Here is a 19,386-nt window from a genome sequence, read left to right as displayed (position 1 = left end):
CATTTACTAGAAACGAATCATGGCACGAAGAAACGATCATACTCGAGAACAATTGGTTCAGTTGACCTTAGATACCGTAACGGTTTTTTTAGAACAGCACTCCTATCACGAGTTAAGTTTACGAAAAATTGCCAACATGATTGGCTATGTGCCCAGTACATTGGTGAATGTATTTGGCAACTACAACCTTCTGCTGCTGCACGTTGTCGCTCAAACATTAGATGAGCTCGCCGCTGAATCGGCTTCTGTCGTAGAACAATCAAGCAGCCCTCAACAAGCGTTATTCAATCTCGCTTATTGCTACCACGACTACGCGCAAAAGCACCCGAACCGCTGGCAACTTATCTTCGAGCACAACATGAATGGCGAGAACCTTCCAGAGTGGCAGTCAAACCGAATCGATATGATGACCAGCATGCTAGAACAGTTGCTTGTGGCAATCGAGCCGGAGCATACTGAAAGCGAAGTGCTCAAAGCCAGCCGGGTATTATGGGCTGGCGTGCATGGAATCACTCTACTCAGCGTTGATGATAAGTTTTTCGCCTCAGAGCCTATTGATGGTAAGGAATTGATTAATAACCTTATTTCAAACTACTTAACCCGCTGGTAATCATCCAAGGAACGAGAATGAACAACAGCAGCCCATCTTCGCTGTTAACGCAAAAAAGGTTTCTACCCTACTTTATCACCCAGTTTCTGGGTGCGTTTAATGACAACGTCTTTAAAAATATTCTGTTATTATTTGTTGCTTTCGCAAGCGCTGATACGCTACCTATTTCTAAAAATTTGTTCATTAATTTAGCCGCTGGCCTATTCATTCTTCCCTTCTTTCTATTTTCTGCTTTAGCAGGCGTACTAGCAGATAAGTACGAAAAGTCTTGGTTTATTCGTAAGGTGAAGATGCTCGAAGTCGTGATTATGTCACTGGGTGCTGTCGGACTTATCTACGAAAGCTACGGAATATTACTTCTCTTGCTTTTTCTGATGGGAACGCAAAGCGCCTTTTTTGGCCCGGTTAAGTACGCACTACTCCCACAACAGTTAAAGACCAAAGAACTGGTGTCCGGTAATGCCCTCGTCGAGACTGGTACATTTTTAGCGATCCTAATTGGCACCTTAAGCGCGGGGATAATTGCATCCGAAGAAAACGCTAAGCTTATTGCCGCTGTGTGCATTGTTTTATTTGCAATTTTTGGTTATATATCAAGCTGTTTCATTCCTGAAGCCCCCAGCAATGCACCAGCATTAAAAGTGAAGTGGCAACCCATCAAGTTAACCCGCAGCACACTCGCAATTGCCAAAAAAGATCGTTCGACTTTTCAAGCGCTCATGTCAATCAGTTGGTTCTGGTTCCTTGGTGCGGCTTACTTGACTCAGTTTCCAAATTTCACTCGCCTTTATCTGAATGGGACAGAAAGTTCGGTCGCCTTTCTGTTAGCACTATTCTCTGTTGGCATTGCCATTGGTTCGTTAACGTGTGACAAACTGTCCAACCACAGAATTGAAATTGGCATAGTGCCTATAGGCTGCATGGGGATCTCTATATTCGGTCTATTGATGGCACTATCAATTCCTGAATCTCTACCTCATTTTCACTCATTCTACCAATTTGTAACGTATTCCGAGCTATGGCCGCTCTTCAGTTACCTGCTACTGCTTGGTGTTTCCGGCGGTATCTTTATTGTTCCGTTGTATTCCTTAATGCAGTTACGAGCGAAACCAAATGAGCGAGCACAAGTTATCGCGGGTCTCAACATCTACAACTCGCTGTTTATGGTAGGGAGTGCCATTCTGGGTATTCTTTGCCTGAGTGTGCTTGAGCTTTCCATTCCTCAACTGTTTGTGTTTTTAGCATTATTGAACACCTTAGTGATGCTTTACCTGTTTTATCAGGTGCCTATTTATGCGTTCCGATTCTTGATGTGGGTAGTCACTCACAGCATGTATCGAGTAAAGCATAAGAACTTGGATCACCTACCCGAAAAAGGCGGGGCATTAATCGTCTGTAACCATGTGAGTTATATGGATGCACTGCTTCTGAGTGCGGTATGCCCACGCTTGATTCGCTTTGTTATGGAAGAGGACTATGCCAATCTTCCTCCCTTAAGGCGCTTCTTGAGACGAGCGGGGGTTATTCCTATCTCATCAACGAATCGACGCTCGATTCGTCACGCTTTCAAAGAGGTCGAGCAAGCGCTGCACGAGGGGCACATCGTATGTATCTTCCCAGAAGGTCAACTCACGAGTGATGGAGAAGTGGCCGAGTTCATGCGTGGTATGGAGCTGATCATCAAACGCTCTCCCGTTCCGGTGATCCCAATGGCACTGAAAGGGTTATGGGGCAGTTACTTTAGCCGCTATAAAGGGCGTGCGTGTAAAGGATTACCCACTCGTTTTTGGACTAAGCTAGAGATAGAAGCAGGCAAACCGATTTCACCAAATGAAGCGTCTTGCGAGCTTCTACGCCAGGCGGTTGCTAAACTGCGTGGGCGATGGCAATAAGTGTTCGATATCCACTAAAATTCAGGTCATGAACAAACGTTTAGTTTATCTTAACGTTTGTTCAATTCATTTAGACTTACTTACCATTGGCTTAAGCGTATAGTGCCCTACTACGCTGCCACCATTAGAAAAGACAATCCAACCATAATGACACTCACAAAATCTGTTCCGTTTTATCTTGCTGCTCTCTTTTGTTTAACCCCTTGGGTAAGCTCGCCGACCGCACTTGTTATCGGCTTTCTTCTTGCGAGCCTCGGTTTAGTGCCTCAACACCTAGAAGTCGGAAAACTCACAAAAAAACTATTAGCCTACTCGATTGTCGGTTTAGGTTTTGGCATTCAATTTGAAAAGGCGCTAGCGGTAACGGGTGATGGTATTGGTTTGATTGTTACAACCATCGTCGGTACGTTAGTCATTGGTTGGGTCTTAGCAAAAAAAATGGGGTTGGATCGCATCACAGGTTACCTTATTGCTTCTGGTACCGCGATTTGCGGTGGCAGTGCCATTGCAGCAGTCGCACCCGCAATCAAAGCTGACGATGAACAGATTGGATTAGCGCTCGCTACGGTGTTTGTGCTCAACTCAGTCGCTTTATTCTTATTCCCAATGATTGGTCATGCCCTTGAGCTAAGCCAACAAACGTTCGGTACATGGGCTGCTATTGCCATTCATGACACCTCTTCAGTTGTCGGCGCGGCATCTGCTTATGGCGAAGAAGCACTGACAACAGCAACAACGCTGAAGTTAGCTCGCGCACTTTGGATAGTCCCCGTTGCTTTCATCAGTTCGATCATTTTTAGAAACGATCAGAAAAAAATCACCATCCCTTATTTCATTTTGTTCTATTGTGCTGCGATCTTCATCAGCGATGTCATGCCGCAGTTTGACGTAATTTATCAAGGGATCTTTAATGTATCGAAACACGTACTTGTGGTGTGCCTATTTTTGATTGGTTGTGGTATTTCGGTTGAGAAGCTCAAAGCTGCAGGGCCAAAGCCATTGATGTTTGGCATTACCTTGTGGGTGATGATTTCTACGGGTTCATTAGCGTGGTTAACGCTTGCCTAATCCGCTGAAAAACGTAGCTAAGTTAACAAGCTATTCGAACCTATGAATTTACAAACGACAAAAAAGGCAAAGCGTATTTACACTTTGCCTTTTTGTATCCAATCATTGTTGTAACCAATACTTTCTGTAACGAATATTGATTTTAACGAATATTGGTTTTAACGAACATCGGTTGTCACGAACATTAATCAAATAACGGCTTATCACTTTTCTTACTCTCTTTTTTCATCAAAACAAGTGTGATAACTAAAACAAATGCCGTGAATTCAGCTAAGGATCTCGTCAACCCCGACGACATCACTGCTTGGCCGATTTGCAACAGAACCGCGATGATGAGGGTAATTTTCATAATAAGACCTTATTCTATAATCCGTTATTTATGGGGCTTATTATGATGGATGGTTATAAAGATAATAAATTCTGTTTTGAACTATCTAATTGCTAAATTAACTAACCGTAGGCCACTTACCGCATCTTCATTTGGCCTTACCGAGCACACTTATCTTGATTCCCTGTTCTGTGATAGCCAAAGCGCCAATCCCGCTCTCGATACCTTAATGCCCTGCTGTTCTTGCTTAGGTATTTGATAGTACTCAATCGGAAACTTAAATCGTTCTAGGCTACTTTGTAGTTGATCTGCAAACCACTTTTTATCCGGTAGTTCGTCACAGTCAACAATGGCGACGGGCCGAAATCCAAATTCACTGTCTTCAACAGGAACCACAAAAGCCTGTGTCACTTCAGGTAATCGGATGAGGGCTCGTTCTATTTCTTCACAGTGGATATTCTCACCACCGGAAATAAATTGATTGTCTGCACGGCCAATAATCGACACTTGTTCGCCATCCCATTCGCCGAGATCTTTAGTGTCAAACCACCCTTGGTCATCCACCAATGGTGTTAACGCACCTTGATAGTAATAACCGGAAGCAAGCGTGTTGCCGCCAATATAAATACGTTGACCTTCAATTTTTAACTGACGATGGTTAAGCACACAACCCGCATTGTGGTGAGCATCAACTGGCTTTGCGGTTACTGTCGAAGCCGCTTCTGTCATGCCATATCCAAGCCAAGTTTGGATACCCATCTGTTGAGCTTCAAGCCCAAGTGCTTCTGGTATATCGCTGCCACCCAACAGTACATGAGTTAACGTAAGTGGTTGCTTACTCTTTAATAATCGATGTAGCTGAGTAGCAACCAATGATGCATGACTGCAACCTTCGATGTCTTTTTCAAGTTCGCCATTGCCTATTTTGATGCAACCACCAGCGGCCAGCCAACGGTGGACTATCGCTAATCCCGAGACATGGTACATAGGCAAACTCAGCAGCCATATGTCATTTTGTGCAAACTGAAAAACGTCGAGCAGTCCCTGAGCTGAACATAGGTGCTGCTGCAACGTATGCGCTACCGCTTTCGGGTTTCCGGTAGAACCTGAAGTGAATACGAGGCTCGCTAAGTTTTGCGGATTGAAGTTAGACTCTTGAGGTGTTGTTATCCGATGACCATCAGCAGCATCGCCCTTCACTTCATGTAAGTAAGGCAAAGTCACCAACTGACTATTCAAATCAACAGTCTCTGATTGCTCTATCCCGCTACTGTCCAATAGCCAAAGGTAGCTCTGTTGAGCTGCTTGATATAAGGAATCGAGCTTTTGCGTTAAACGCGCTTTCGGTTGAGGCATGGTAAAGGCACAAACCACACCTAGGTGTAATGAAGCAAGATAAACAAGAAGCACTTCCGCTTGATTCTTACCGACAATCGTCAGTACATCACCTACCGATAAACCTTGCTCAGATAACCGTTGTTGGTACTCACTCACTAACACAGAGACTTGTTGCCAAGTGTATTCGCGGTTAGGGGTCACTAACGCGGTTTGACGCGGGTTCTGTTGCGCCCACAGTAACCAGAGCGGGTGATGATTAGTTTGTGAGCGCATCATAGAATAACCAAATAATATACTGAAGTAATGAAAGAACTCGATCTAAGAAGACCAAATCAACGCCTGCTGTTCAAGCGTGGAGACGGGCAACTGACAACCGGGCCAAGCAATCTCTAACTGCTGCTTGAACAAACCAATGGTATCCAGTCCCGGCACTTCATTTGGCAGATGCTGCTGCGCCAGACGAGCAATCTGAGTCAGACCTAGGCTCGACTCAATGCTTGAACTCAATACAGGTTTCATTCCAAGCTGCTGTGCACGCTCAATAAGTGCCACACAACGCTCAACAGAACCAATGAGCGTTGGCTTGATCACGACTGCTTTAGCCCCTGTCAGGTCGCTAAGATCAAACTCTGGACTGCGCACGGCTTCTTGCAATGTTTCATCCCACGCGATCGCGACACCATGGTCAATAGCAAACGCTAAGCTGTCTTCAGGTTTTTGGCATGGCTCTTCAATAAAACTGATACGCTGACGCAGCGACGGCGAAACGTACTTAATGAATTGTTTGGCCTTTTCTGGTTTCCACGCACGGTTGGCGTCAAGCCTTAGGGTCAAATCAGGGATCGACTCAAGAAATAAGCTGACCAGCATACCATCACGAATCGCTTCATAAAGCCCAACTTTGACCTTAGCTACTTTCTCGCCTTGCATCTCATTGAGTACAGGGATCAACTCATCAGGGTCACCAGTACACAAAGGTGCGGCTTGGTAATTACCTTCAACGTTAAGATCGCCTCGTAATTCCATCATCGCCATCGAAAAACCGAAGGCAACAGAAGGGTATAATTCATCAAGTGGTGTTTGAGGGTTATGGTTAATCCAAAGCTCTAATTGATGTTGAAGCTGAATACCGGCTTGCTCTGCATCTTCTTGGCTAAACCCCGGTAAAGGTGCGACTTCACCAAAACCCGTTTTACCATCACACTCAAGTTGGATGATATAACCAACGCGTTCGTTCAACTTATTGTCACGAAGAATCACGCCACTATCCATAGGCAATTGATAACGGTAAAGTTTAGCGTGACGCTGAGAATTTATTGAGTTCATAAAATGTCCTAAAAGCGAGGGAGCATCAAAATAAAACGAGCCGCTATTAGCGACTCATTTTGAACAGGAGCAAGACTATGGGTTACGCGGGAATTTGTCGAAGTCAGGTCGACGTTTCTCATTGAATGCGTTGCGGCCTTCTTGGCCTTCCTCTGTCATATAGAACATCATGGTTGCATTACCTGCCAACTCTTGCAGACCGGCTTGACCATCACAGTCCGCGTTCAGTGCCGCTTTCAAGCAACGCAGTGCCATTGGGCTGTGTTGTAGAACTTCACGACACCAACGAACGGTCTCTTTTTCTAGGTCAGCAACAGGAACAACGGTGTTTACAAGGCCCATGTCCAGTGCTTCTTGAGCATCGTAAAAGCGACACAAGAACCAGATTTCACGCGCTTTCTTTTGACCAACGATACGAGCCATGTAAGACGCGCCCCAACCGCCATCGAATGACCCCACTTTTGGACCCGTTTGACCAAACTGTGCGTTTTCAGCAGCAATAGTCAGGTCTGCCATCATGTGAAGTACATGACCGCCACCGACTGCCCAACCCGATACCGCAGCAATTACAGGCTTTGGACAAGTACGAATTTGACGTTGGAAATCAAGTACGTTCAGGTGGTGTGTACCTGAATCATCTTGGTAGCCGCCGTAGTCACCACGAATACTTTGGTCACCACCAGAACAGAACGCCTTCTCACCAAGGCCCGTTAAAATGATAACACCAACCTTTTCATCATAACGCGCATCAGCCAGAGCATTGATCATCTCTTTAACGGTTTGTGGACGGAACGCATTGTGTACTTGAGGGCGAGCAATCGTGATTTTGGCAATACCATCATCTGATTTGTGGTACTGAATATCTTCAAATTGACTGCTCTCATCGCGCCAGTTAACGGCTGCGTAAAGTTCTTCTTCTGTGATGCCTACTGTTTTAGCCATGGTGATTTCCATTGTTCTATTAGAGGGCACGACTAACGAATAGTCGTGACGGTGTTGCTCATATTTTAATCGCGCTTGATACGAAATAATCGTTCAATCAGTTCAGTGACGACTGGTTATACATTGAATGATCAGGTTTGAAAACAGCTCGGGTTGTTCAAAATGTACATTATGCCCAGCGTGATTTACCTGGCTATATTCAAAGCCACTATTCTCTGCTAGCTCCATGAATTTACGATCTTTTTCCCCACATACGTAATGCAATAAATGCTCATGAGATTTCAATGTGGCACGTAAATCCGGTTGCTTAGCTAATGAAGTAGATAACAACATATTTGCGACGGATACTCCAAGGTTACCACTACGCTTTATAACCAAAGTTTGTCTTTGCTCATGATTTAGTGAAGAAAAGACGCTTTGTTGATACCAATCGTCTAAAACATCTTCGATCGACTGCTGCGCAAAGCGAACAGCCCACTGCGTATCATGTACTAACCTTTGTGCTCTTTCTTCTTCGCATTCCAAGCCAAAGTTGCCGCCTTCAATAATGACTTTCTTTAGGTTGAGCGTCTCGAAGCAAGGGCTTGTCACCCCATACATGGCAAGCCTTCCGCCCATCGAATAACCAATCACCACGATAGGATAATCGGCAGGAAAATTGTTGAGTGCCAGCTGAGATGTTATACATTGGACAATTTTCTTACAGCAATGCTCAAACCCGACCGGATCGGTAAAGCGACTTTGTCCGTGTCCGGGTAAATCAATACAAAGCAGAGGAAAGTCTGCAAGGAATGGACGACATGCACTCCAATCATCCGCACTCCCAAGTAAACCATGTAAAAAAACAAGTAAAGGTTTGTCAGAAGATTCTTGTACCGCTGGGTAATAATTGGAGTAAAGCATGTGAAGTCCTTAGGCTAATGCCTCGGTAAGCATTGAACTGAATTGTTTCAGCAAAGTAGACGCTTGTTCGGGAGGCGTTTTAACTTCCACGAGCAAGGTACCCTGACCCTTTTCGAAATGTTGTTCAATGATATTTTGATAGCAGTTCAAGGTTTCTGGGGCTGCGTAACCAAGTTGGAATTGCGCTGCGGCATGTTCAAAGCTAAAACCATGAGGCATTTGATAAAGCGACTGTTTTTGTTGCTCTGGTACCGGCAACAAATCAAAAATCGCACCGCCGTCATTGTTGGTCACCACAATAACCACTGGCGTTAAATGATGAGTCAGCAGAGCCAGTGAGTTGAGATCGTAGAGCAAAGAGGTATCGCCAATCAACATCAATAACGGGTTCCGGTTGGCTTTCACCACACCCGCAGCCGTTGCCACCAACCCATCAATGCCCGATGCGCCACGATTACTGTAAACTTGATTCGCAGATATAGAGGACAGCATATCCACCAGCCTTACCATCAAGCTGTTTCCCACAAACAGCTCTCTGTCTTTTAGTCTAGACGACAAGTCGACTGCCACGCTCAGTTCCGTCAACTGGTCATTATTGGATATTTGCGCGAGTGCCAGTTGCTGAACAGAATTTGCCACCTCGATTAAAGACGCCCCCCAACCCGCATGTTGGCCTAATAAGGTTGGTAGGTGTTGTTCGGATATCCATGACTCGATATTGGCAACAATATGAGTTTGAGGGAGATGATCTTGATTTATACGATGTGCATCTGGTGAAACCACAACATATTGAGTGCAATCAAATGAAGCGGCTTGTGACTTAATCCATTGGTTCAATCGCTTAGAAACGATGCGCTCACCGAATTGAAGAATGAAATCACACGGGTTAAGTTGATCTTTAACTGAATCACTCTGCAACCACAGATCATAATGCTTCCAATCACTGCTCACGCCGGATTGCGGGTCACAAAAAATAGGCCAACCCAAAGCACAAGCAAACTGTGTCGCTTTTCTCGCCGCTGCGTTGTCGATAGAACCAATAATTATGACACCTTTTCGCGCAACATAATCACCCGCGACGACAGGTTGAGTATGCAAATTATTAGGCAGACACCGATTAGAGTATGGACTTGCCGATGCTTTCCATCTTGCAATACTGGCCGTGTATTCGCCATACATCTCAGCGCTATTGTTAGAATAGAGCGGTTCTGGAAACGGGCAATTGATGTGAATGGCGCCACCGACACTGCGTTGCTTAGCGAGTGCGTTATCAACCGATGTCAGGAGCCAGTTCAAAGAAACTTGTGTGGTTGGGCTTGGTAGGTTTAACGCTGTTTCAACATGGTTTGAGAAGATACCATGCTGTTGAATCGCTTGATTGGCACCACAATCGACCAAGTCGATCGGTCTATCAGAGGTCAGCAAGATCAGCTTCTCTCGTGTCAGCCCTGATTCAGCCGTCGCAGGCAATAAATTCGCAACCGCAGTACCCGATGTCACAATCACGACCACGGGGCTGTTGCTGGCTTTTGCTATGCCTAAAGCTAAGAATCCGAGACCACGCTCATCAAAGTGTGTGTGTAAGGTTAACTTGGGGTTGGCTTCGGCTTCAAGCGTTAACGGGGTGGAACGAGAGCCTGGCGCAACACATACATGCTCAACACCATTGCGTACAAGTTCTTCAAGTAACGTGTGGCACCAAACTCTATTTAATACGGCTTGGTCGTGATTCATGACGCCACACCTAATGGTGGGTGGTCGGAAATTAAACTGAGCAAAGTCGACGTCTTCTTGTTCAACTCTTGCCACTCATGTTCAGCGATCGACCCTGGCACAATCCCAGCACCCGCGAACAGTTGTACTTGATCGTTTACAACCAAGGCACTGCGAATCGCGACACAGAATTCCGCTCGCTGATGACTGATATAACCCACGGAGCCTGCATACCATCCCCTTGCAAAGGGTTCATGTTCAAGTATGAAGTCCATCGCTTCTTTACGAGGTAAGCCTGCTACTGCAGCCGTCGGCTGTAATGAACTCAACAACTGGACACCATTAACTCCCGAATGAAGCAGCGCGTGAATATTGCGTTTTAAATGTTGGACCTTGCGCAAACGAACCAGACGAGCCTCTTTTTCAACATTCACCGATTGGGAGTAAGGCGTAAGACGCTCAATGATATCGTCGACCACATACTGGTTTTCATTGAGGTTTTTACTGTCCTGAGAAAGCCAGCTGGCCAGTTCCATATCCTCAGTAGCGTTCTCTCCGCGACCAATGGTTCCAGCAAGCGCTTCGGTATCGAGCTCCGTACCATGTCGGCTATATAAGCGCTCTGGCGTTGAGCCAATAAAGCTGTGTTTGGAATCCAATACCAACATAAAGTGGAAGCTATGATGGTTTTGCAGATAGCTGGCTTTAAGCAGTTGAGCGGCGCAAATAGGAGCATCAAGCTGTAGCGTGGTTTTACGAGCCAAAACCACTTTTTTGTACTCTTCATCGCTGATGCCTTTCAGCACTTTATCGACTAAGCCCCCCCACTGTTCTCGTTCTGGAACATGATTAATCTGCTTGATATGAGCCGTCAGTGGCGCCAATATCGCGGCTTCAACAGAAAGCTTATTTAATGCATTGATCGAAGCTACACGATCGGGAGATAAGTTAACCGCGAGTGACCAAGTGTTGTCAAAGCGAATCAATTCAACCTGAGGAAGAAAGAAAAACGACTCCATACAACGGCGGTTTTTTGCAGTATGCCCGTCAAACGAGCGCCCCCCCCAGATCCGTTGATCTTCACCAAGAATAGCATAGGCTGGAGCTGGATCAGAAAAGGTATGCAACTGTCCGAGTGCGACAATCTCTTCACGAGTGTCGCGTGACTGCCAGTAAAACTTCGGAAAGAGCGGTTGAGCATGAAGCCATTCAATACATGCAAACGATGGTTTTTGCGTGAGAACTTCAACACAACGCACTTCGCTTGCTTGGGCATTTTTTACTCGCTCAATCAAAGCGGAGATAGTTTGCTGGAAATGTGACAAATCGACCTCGTTCACATCTAAATTATTATTATATCAATTTGATACTTTATGGGCTGCACCCACTTAGATCAAGATTGTACTTTGTCTTTTCAACATTCCTCTGATTTTAACCGATCCTGACCCTTTATTCATCTTAGCCAACAACAAAGAAAGTGATTCTTTAAAATTCAGAAAACAGTGATTACTAAAATACGGTATTTATCAGATTTTTATTCTATCAAACCCTATTTTGCGGTACTTTAATAAAGTATTTAAATTAATTTCAGGAAATCGACAATGCAAAATATCGGGATGTCGTCAAAACTCAACAGCGTATGCTATGAAATAAGAGGGCCTGTACTCAAACATGCTAAACGCATGGAGGAAGAAGGACATAAAATACTAAAGCTTAACATTGGGAATCCCGCCCCATTTGGTTTTGACGCCCCTGATGAAATCCTTGTTGACGTAATCCGTAACCTTCCAACATCGCAAGGTTACTGTGACTCAAAAGGCATCTATTCCGCTCGTAAAGCGGTTGTGCAGCACTATCAGAAAAAAGGTCTACGTAACCTTGATGTAGAAGACGTTTACATTGGCAACGGGGCATCAGAGCTTATCGTTATGTCGATGCAGGCGCTACTTGATAATGGCGATGAAATCTTAGTTCCCGCTCCGGATTACCCCCTATGGACAGCGTCTGTTGCGCTTTCTGGTGGTACACCGGTTCACTATATGTGTGATGAAGATGCCGATTGGTATCCAGACCTAGACGACATGCGCGCGAAGATTTCACCAAAGACGCGCGGCATCGTGCTGATCAACCCGAACAACCCAACGGGTGCGGTATACAGCCGTGATTTCCTACTGCAAGTTGTCGAAATTGCTCGTGAACATGGTTTGATCATCTTCGCGGATGAGATCTACGACAAAGTACTTTACGATGGTGCCGTGCATACTTCCGTCGCCACGCTTGCTGAAGATGTGCTAATGGTCACGTTCAATGGCCTGTCTAAAGCTTACCGTGTGTGCGGTTTCCGTGGCGGTTGGATGTTCTTAACCGGTCCTAAACACCTAGCAAAAGGCTATATAGAAGGGCTAGAAATGCTGGCCTCGATGCGTTTATGTGCCAATGTGCCAATGCAACACGCTATCCAAACCGCACTCGGCGGTTACCAGAGTATCAATGAGCTGATTCTTCCAGGTGGTCGACTGCTTGAACAACGCGATCGCGCATGGGAGCTGATCAATAAAATCCCTGGTGTTTCTTGTGTGAAACCGAAAGGCGCGATGTACCTGTTCCCTAAGATTGACACTAACATGTACAACATCAAAGACGATCAGAAATTTGTGCTCGACCTCCTTAAGCAAGAGAAGGTGCTACTGGTTCAAGGTACCGGCTTCAATTGGCCGAAACCGGACCACTTCCGCATTGTGACTCTGCCACACATTGAAGATCTGGAAATCGCGATTGGTCGTCTAGAGCGCTTCTTACAGACTTACAGCCAAGACGACCTCATCGAAGGTTAATGAGCACAAAGAAAGATGGCTACAATTTGCTGTTTTAAAAGACTTTAACTTGTAATCAATCACTTCTATGCTTAAAAGGCTCCTGTTTGGGAGCCTTTTTTGTATCCGCTGTCTCGTATGCCTGTGTAAACACAAAATACGAGTGGAGCACTCTTTAAAAAGGACACTTATGAAGCAGAGCCATTTCTTCGCCCACCTCGCACGCATGAAGCTCATCCAGCGCTGGCCTCTAATGCGCTCAGTCTCAAGCGAGAACATTTCAGAACATAGCCTACAGGTTGCTTTCGTGGCACACGCTTTGGCGCTGATCAAAAACAAGAAGTTTGATGGTCAGCTTAACCCCGAGCACATTGCTCTGCTTGGCATGTACCACGATACCAGTGAGGTACTGACGGGGGATTTGCCAACGCCAGTTAAATACTACAACCCGGACATTGCACAAGAGTATAAGAAGATAGAAGCCGCAGCAGAACAAAGACTGCTTTCGATGTTGCCAGAAGAGTTCCGAGACGACTTCGCCCCCTTCTTAATATCTGGTACTGCGAGTAAAGAAGAACAAAGCATCGTCAAGCAGGCTGACACCATCTGTGCTTACTTGAAATGCTTGGAAGAACTCAGTGCGGGCAATCACGAATACGAACAAGCTAAACGACGATTGGAAGAAACACTCGAACAGCGTAAAAGCCCAGAAATGGATTATTTCCTTACCACTTTTGCACCAAGTTTTGAATTATCACTAGACGAAATTAGCTAGCTGGGTATAACTTGAGTGTCATTGGCGAATTAAATCAGATTGATAGGTGCTATTTTGACAGTCCAACTCGACCCCATATTTGAACTCGAACAAGAATGGCAACATCGAAACGACGATGAGCATAAAATAAGACGTGATGACCACCGTAGCCCGTACCAACGCGATCGTGCACGCATACTTCACTCAGCAGCCTTTCGTCGCCTACAAGCAAAAACCCAAATCCATGGCACCACGATCAATGATTTCCACCGCACTCGGCTGACCCATTCGCTGGAAGCTGCACAACTTGGGACTGGCATTGTCGCTCAGTTGAAAAAAAAACAACCCGAGTTTCGAGACTTATTACCCTCAGACAGTTTGATTGATTCATTGTGTTTAGCGCACGACATTGGTCACCCTCCTTATGGGCATGGCGGGGAGGTCGCACTGAATTACATGATGCGTGACCACGGCGGTTTTGAGGGCAATGCCCAAACGTTTCGTATTGTCACGCAGCTCGAACCTTATACCGAACATCACGGGATGAATCTGTCTCGACGCACTCTGCTCGGTCTCATTAAGTACCCTTCTCTGTTGAGCGAAGTTCAAGCTAAGTCTCAATCTGAACCGGTAAAGCATCAACGACAGCTCCGAGCCAAAGATTGGATGCCAGCCAAAGGCATCTACGATCATGATCAAGCGCTGTTTAATTGGGTACTTAAGCCGCTTTCAAGCAACGACCAGCAGCTTCTAAAACAGAAAAGAAAATTACACACCGAGCCACTTGAACACAACAAAACCAAATACAAATCACTTGATTGTTCGATCATGGAGTTGGCTGATGACATCGCGTATGGCGTGCACGATTTAGAAGATGCGATTGTGCTTGGTTCTGTCACCAAAACTCAATGGGTCGAATCGGCTTATCCTCAACTGAAAGAGATGGCCGCTCCTTGGATTTGTGAACACCTAGATTCGATTACTGAGATGCTGTTTTCTGGTGAACAGTATCGTCGAAAGGATGCGATTGGCGGGATAGTCAACGCACTGTTAACCAGTATCTCGATTAAGCGAGTGGATGCCAACTTTGAGAATGTGCTATTGGCATACAATGCTGAGCTTGAACCGAGCATGGACGGCACACTTGATAGGCTAAAACACTTTGTTAGCGAGTTTGTTATCCAAGTTCCTCAAGTTCAAATTATTGAGTACAAAGGCCAACAGATCATTATGGACATGTTTGAAGCATTCAGCGCCGATCCAGAACGTTTATTACCGCTCCCTATCAAGAGGCAATGGTTACAACACCAAGACGATTCAAGAAAAATGCGCGTAATTGCCGATTACGTCTCCTCGATGACCGATGACCTTGCACAAAAAATGCATCAACAACTGTTTTCGGCTCATAGCGAGTTTTGATTGCTGGCTCGCTCGACTAAAGCGCCTTAATCTAAGTAATTTTTCTCGAAAACACCTGGCGGCATTTGATTGATTTGAAACTGAATCATTTGATCGAATGCCGTTAACAGCGAGCTAAAATCGCCATCACTTTCCAACAAGCTCAATAAATGATAGCCAGCTTCGACAGTTGAAAGGCTGTTTTCACTAGGAGCTTTGCGAATTCGATAGTTACCCTTGAGAGCTTTGGGTAAGTGAACCGTACTCAACGAGTGCAAGTTACGCGACACCTGCCACATCTTGAATGCCTTCTTCCATGTCCCATCCAATAAAATCACTCGCAGTGGCTTACTTGGGTGTGTCATAGATTCAACCGACACAGAGTGTTCACTTGGGTATAAAATCACATGTTGGTACTGTTGATCATCCAGCAACGCATTCAACTGTTCATTGTGAGAAAAGTCTTCCCCGACAATCGTCACGCTGTTATTTAAAGATAAAGAGAGGATACGCGCCGTTCCCATCGGACGATGCTCTTCTGATGGATGCTGAAGAATGATAAGCTCTACATTCGATTCAAGTGGTGTCACCCACTGACAAATACAAGCTTTCAACGCTTTGCTGCATTGGGGGCAATAACGAGACATGGATTTAATGTGTACCCTGTTTTAATGTTCACTTCACTTTTATGCGTCTTATTCCAACTTGAGCCAATACAAGCTTGGGTCGTTTGGGATAACCATGCAATTGCCGATGGGCAATGGTGGCGGATCCTAACAGGAAACTTTTCACATACCAACTACTCACACCTTCTGATGAACCTAGCCGGCTTGTGGATCATCAGCTATCTGTTTCAACCGAGTAAAAAACAACTCACGCTTGGTTTACTCGTCATTAGTTTCACTACTGGGTTAGCACTGTTATTTTCAAGCATTCAAATCTATGTGGGGCTATCTGGCACCTTACATGGACTGTTTGGCTTATTCGCGCTCAGAGAGGCTTTAAGCGGCAGAAAATCCAGTTGGCTATTAGTGTTGGGATTAGTCGCTAAGATCGCTTGGGAACACTTTGTTGGCCCTTCGAGTACCACTGCCGCACTGATTGGTGCTCGAGTGGCCATTGAAGCCCACCTAGCAGGTGCGATTACAGGGGGCTTCATGGCTGTGTGGTTATGGTTGCCGGGTAGAAAGTAGCCCTTTCACGCTCTCAAATTAAAGTTGAATTCGCTCACGATTTTTTTCGACCGTAGCTTCGCCAATTCCTTTCACATTCACCAAATCACTCGCGGCTATAAATGCACCGTGCTGCTCTCGATAATCAACGATCTCTTGGGCTTTCTTGTCACCCACACCAACCAATAGTGCAGAGAGCTCCTCAGCTGTCGCAGTATTGATATTGACGGTGACCTCAATGCCATCATAAAGCTCAGCCTTGGTTGGGCTCTCAGCTAACACGGCAAAATTAATGGTCATCAGGAATGAAAGAAGTAATGTTGAATATATTGTGCGCATAAACCGCTCCTTTGTTTAAAAAAGGTAACGTATGCATTTACTGCGTCAGATAACACAATGCCTAGACAAAAATAAAGCGGGTCACTTGAGTGACCCGCTTTGTTAGACATCTTGTTTTCATCTAGGTGTTTGCTAGTTCACAAATTTGATTTATCGAATAAACCTAATTTATAAAGCAAAGGTCTTGCTTTGATTCTCAGTAACAAGCTATCACATCATTCCTGCTACTGAGTCATCAAACCATTACTGACCTTGACCCACAACGTAGTATTCAATGTCCGTGTTTTTACGCAGTACGTTTAATATGTTAGTCAAATCTTGTTGATTCCCAACTCGCTCTAATTGAGCACCAATTTGAGTGCTGTAAGCCGGGTTGATTTGAGCTGTTACTTTAGAAAGCTCAACCACAATGATATTACCGTCCTGGTCTTTAGATTGACCGAACACAACTTGTCCTTTCTCTGGCTTAGGTAGAGCAAATACAGAAGCCGCTAATGGAGAATTACGATCTATCGTTTTAAGTTCAGTAAACTCTAGATGATTAGCCGCCAATGGTGCTTTATTGCCTTGCTTAAGTTCCTTCACTAGAGAAGCACCAAGCTCAACCGCTTGTTGCTCCGCTTTTTCAGCAGACAAAGACGCCACAACTTGCGCTTTGACTTCTTCTAAAGGAAGAACCGCCTCGTCACGAGTATCTTCGACGCGAACAACAATCACATGCTCAGGAGCCACTTCGATAACTTCAGAGTTCAGACCATCTTCTTTCACTTCAGGACTCAAGATAGCTTGCATTACCGCGGGGGTTTTCAACAACTCCGGCGCATCAGCTTGAGAAATGAAATCCGTCGTTATGATTTTCGCGTTGATAGCTTCAGCCGAATCGTCTAAAGAGTCTGGGAATTCAAACGCGACTTTTTCGAGTTGAGTTTGCTTTTCGTAGAATTCATCTACAGCATGCTGATCAAGCAGTTCTTGTTTGATCTCTGCGGCAACCTCTGTGTAAGGCTTAACTTGAGATGCTTTTAATTCATCTAGTTTGATGATGTGATAACCAAATTCAGATTTAACTAAACCCGTCATGTCACCAATATTCTTTAGCGCAAAAGCCGCTTTTTCGAAGGCTGGGTCCATAACATCACGTTCAATCCAACCTAGGTCACCACCTGCATCTGCACTGCCGAAGTCGTCAGATTTCTCTTCAGCTAACTTGGCAAAGTCAGCACCACCATTTAGCTCATCGAGGATCGCTTGAGCTTTCGCTTTATCATCACCTTGAACAAGGATGTGGCTAACTTTACGTTGCTCTTGAGTTGAATACTTGTCTAGATGCTCTTGGTAATATTTTTGAGCTTCTTCATCGCTAATTTTAATCTGTGATTTTAGCGCTTCAGATGACAGTTCAATGTAAGACACCTTAGCTTGCTCTGGGCGAGTGTATGCCTGAGGGTTTTCATTGTAATACTGTTCGATCTGTTCGTCAGTCAGCTTGATACCTTTTGCTAGATCAGCAACCGAAAGGCTCACCGTGCGAATATCACGAGTTTGGGCAATAAGCTTGCTCTGAGCATCGATCTCACCTTGAAGAGCGAATTCACTGCCTTGTAGGGCCGTCACAAGCTGATTGCGCATGAGGTCGCGACGCATGTATTCGGCGAAGCTTTCTGCACTGAAACCTGCACGACGTAATGCCGCTTGGTACACGTCTTGGTCAAATTGACCCGCGGTTTGGAATTGAGGCATTTCTAAAATCGTTGTGCGGATTTGAGCATCACTGATTCTTAAGCCTAGAGCTTCAGCTTGCTGTTGTAGTAGAGCATCATTGACCATACGATCAAGAACGGATTTACGAAAAGACTCTACGTATGCTGGGTCGGCAAGCATTTGAGCAAAGTAATCGCCCAATTGAGATTGCATGCGATTGCGTTCATTTTGATACGCTTGCTCAAACTCACCACGAGCAATTTCTGTGTTGCCAACTTTAGCTGCTGCGTTGTTACTGCCACCGGTGATGTAACTGCCTATACCGGCAAATACGAATGACAGGATAATCAACCCAAGGATAATTTTTACCGCGATGCCATTCACGCCTTCGCGTAATCGATCCATCATAATTTAAGTGCTCTCCGGATATGAAGCATTGGCTTCAAAATAAAAGTCTATTCACGCGATATTATCAGAAAAAGAAATGCGCATCAGTAGGATGCGCATAATTTAAATAAGTTCAATGTGCTTTGCACATATACTGTTTAAGAATGAAACATCATTTTTCAAACAGTAAACGCATGTTACTGCGCCTTCCTCTCATCAAGTTCAAGGTTTGGCAGTAAAATTAGTTACATGCATCTTTCAGTGCTTTACCCGCTTTAAAGCCAGGTACTTTCGCTTCTGCGATTTGGATCTCATCACCTGTTTTTGGGTTACGGCCAGTGCGAGCAGCACGAGTACGAACACTGAAAGTACCAAAGCCAACAAGTGCTACTTGGTCGCCTGATTGTAGTGTTGTGCCAACGGCTTCGATGAAAGCGTCAAGAGCGCGACCCGCTGAAGCTTTAGAAAGATCTGCGTTTTCTGCGATTGATTCTACTAGTTGTGTTTTATTCACTGTTTTTCCCCTATGTGTCATCTGTGAAGATTTATTGATGACTGTACGTTCCATTTTGGTTTTAATTTAGCCGCAAGCCTTATTACAAAAGGGGTTGCCGCCTTAGTGGAATAACTTAGCGTCCAAAAAAAACGCTGACAAGCCTTTTTGAGGCTATCAGCGTAATTCTTTACTTATTTTTGCTATGC

The 19,386-nt window shown here is 45.1% G+C and carries 18 protein-coding genes; 7 read left to right on the top strand and 11 right to left on the bottom strand.

All coding sequences use genetic code 11. The annotated features are described in order from the left end of the window. Positions 1-19: 19 nt before the first annotated feature. From OCU36_RS04520 to OCU36_RS04510, 3 genes are all read left to right on the top strand, one after another. A complete protein-coding gene (locus OCU36_RS04520; RefSeq protein ID WP_261839228.1) occupies positions 20-610 on the top strand; it encodes a TetR/AcrR family transcriptional regulator in 591 nt (196 codons plus the stop codon). Between the two features lie 17 nt (positions 611-627). Further along, the gene (locus OCU36_RS04515; protein WP_261839227.1) at positions 628-2,502 is read left to right on the top strand and encodes an MFS transporter; all 1,875 of its coding nucleotides are present in this window, start codon (positions 628-630) and stop codon (positions 2,500-2,502) included. A gap of 147 nt (positions 2,503-2,649) precedes the next feature. Next, on the top strand, positions 2,650-3,570 hold the full coding sequence (locus OCU36_RS04510; protein WP_261839226.1) for a YeiH family protein: 921 nt from the start codon (positions 2,650-2,652) through the stop codon (positions 3,568-3,570). 184 nt (positions 3,571-3,754) lie between these two features. Here the strand turns inward: OCU36_RS04510 and OCU36_RS04505 are convergent, their stop codons facing one another. From OCU36_RS04505 to OCU36_RS04475, 7 genes are all read right to left on the bottom strand, one after another. After that, a complete protein-coding gene (locus OCU36_RS04505) occupies positions 3,755-3,919 on the bottom strand; it encodes a hypothetical protein (protein WP_261839225.1) in 165 nt (54 codons plus the stop codon). Between the two features lie 150 nt (positions 3,920-4,069). After that, on the bottom strand, positions 4,070-5,512 hold the full coding sequence (gene menE, locus OCU36_RS04500) for an o-succinylbenzoate--CoA ligase (RefSeq protein WP_261839224.1): 1,443 nt from the start codon (positions 5,510-5,512) through the stop codon (positions 4,070-4,072). Positions 5,513-5,554: 42 nt separating this feature from the next. Beyond that, a complete protein-coding gene (gene menC / locus OCU36_RS04495) occupies positions 5,555-6,562 on the bottom strand; it encodes an o-succinylbenzoate synthase (RefSeq protein WP_261839223.1) in 1,008 nt (335 codons plus the stop codon). A gap of 75 nt (positions 6,563-6,637) precedes the next feature. After that, complete coding sequence (menB, locus tag OCU36_RS04490) at positions 6,638-7,504, bottom strand: 1,4-dihydroxy-2-naphthoyl-CoA synthase (protein WP_010439547.1); 867 nt, start codon at positions 7,502-7,504, stop codon at positions 6,638-6,640. Positions 7,505-7,606: 102 nt separating this feature from the next. Beyond that, the gene (gene menH, locus OCU36_RS04485) at positions 7,607-8,407 is read right to left on the bottom strand and encodes a 2-succinyl-6-hydroxy-2,4-cyclohexadiene-1-carboxylate synthase (RefSeq protein WP_261839222.1); all 801 of its coding nucleotides are present in this window, start codon (positions 8,405-8,407) and stop codon (positions 7,607-7,609) included. Positions 8,408-8,416: 9 nt separating this feature from the next. Then, complete coding sequence (menD, locus tag OCU36_RS04480; RefSeq protein ID WP_261839221.1) at positions 8,417-10,141, bottom strand: 2-succinyl-5-enolpyruvyl-6-hydroxy-3-cyclohexene-1-carboxylic-acid synthase; 1,725 nt, start codon at positions 10,139-10,141, stop codon at positions 8,417-8,419. Further along, entirely contained in the window at positions 10,138-11,445 is a 1,308-nt protein-coding gene (locus OCU36_RS04475; protein ID WP_261839220.1) for an isochorismate synthase, read from the bottom strand. The genes menD and OCU36_RS04475 overlap by 4 nt, the downstream gene beginning before the upstream one ends. Before the next feature lie 276 nt (positions 11,446-11,721). Here OCU36_RS04475 and OCU36_RS04470 point away from each other — a divergent pair, with 276 nt between their 5' ends. The 3 genes from OCU36_RS04470 to OCU36_RS04460 all read left to right on the top strand — a co-directional run bounded on the left by OCU36_RS04470 (position 11,722) and on the right by OCU36_RS04460 (position 15,106). Beyond that, positions 11,722-12,954, top strand: a complete 1,233-nt coding sequence (locus OCU36_RS04470) for a pyridoxal phosphate-dependent aminotransferase (RefSeq protein ID WP_261839219.1) — start codon at positions 11,722-11,724, stop codon at positions 12,952-12,954. A 169-nt stretch (positions 12,955-13,123) separates the two neighbouring features. Further along, a complete protein-coding gene (yfbR, locus tag OCU36_RS04465) occupies positions 13,124-13,708 on the top strand; it encodes a 5'-deoxynucleotidase (RefSeq protein WP_017060613.1) in 585 nt (194 codons plus the stop codon). 54 nt (positions 13,709-13,762) lie between these two features. Continuing rightward, positions 13,763-15,106 (top strand): anti-phage deoxyguanosine triphosphatase, encoded by a 1,344-nt coding sequence (locus OCU36_RS04460; protein WP_261839218.1) that lies wholly within the window; start codon positions 13,763-13,765, stop codon positions 15,104-15,106. Between the two features lie 26 nt (positions 15,107-15,132). Here the strand turns inward: OCU36_RS04460 and OCU36_RS04455 are convergent, their stop codons facing one another. Next, positions 15,133-15,732, bottom strand: coding sequence for a tRNA-uridine aminocarboxypropyltransferase (locus OCU36_RS04455; RefSeq protein ID WP_261839217.1), 600 nt, complete (start codon positions 15,730-15,732; stop codon positions 15,133-15,135). 9 nt (positions 15,733-15,741) lie between these two features. Here OCU36_RS04455 and rrtA point away from each other — a divergent pair, with 9 nt between their 5' ends. Further along, a complete protein-coding gene (gene rrtA / locus OCU36_RS04450) occupies positions 15,742-16,278 on the top strand; it encodes a rhombosortase (protein WP_261839216.1) in 537 nt (178 codons plus the stop codon). Between the two features lie 18 nt (positions 16,279-16,296). Here rrtA and OCU36_RS04445 read toward each other — a convergent pair whose 3' ends face one another. From OCU36_RS04445 to OCU36_RS04435, 3 genes are all read right to left on the bottom strand, one after another. Next, a complete protein-coding gene (locus OCU36_RS04445; protein ID WP_261839215.1) occupies positions 16,297-16,596 on the bottom strand; it encodes a ComEA family DNA-binding protein in 300 nt (99 codons plus the stop codon). Between the two features lie 243 nt (positions 16,597-16,839). Beyond that, positions 16,840-18,705: a peptidylprolyl isomerase gene (gene ppiD, locus OCU36_RS04440; RefSeq protein ID WP_261839214.1), complete on the bottom strand. Its 1,866-nt coding sequence runs from the start codon at positions 18,703-18,705 to the stop codon at positions 16,840-16,842. Positions 18,706-18,925: 220 nt separating this feature from the next. Then, the gene (locus tag OCU36_RS04435; RefSeq protein ID WP_261839684.1) at positions 18,926-19,219 is read right to left on the bottom strand and encodes an HU family DNA-binding protein; all 294 of its coding nucleotides are present in this window, start codon (positions 19,217-19,219) and stop codon (positions 18,926-18,928) included. Positions 19,220-19,386 lie beyond the last annotated feature (167 nt).

Origin of the sequence: Vibrio artabrorum, assembly GCF_024347295.1 — a bacterium.
GTDB classification, from domain to species: domain Bacteria; phylum Pseudomonadota; class Gammaproteobacteria; order Enterobacterales; family Vibrionaceae; genus Vibrio; species Vibrio artabrorum.
This window is presented reverse-complemented; position numbering and strand designations above follow the sequence as displayed.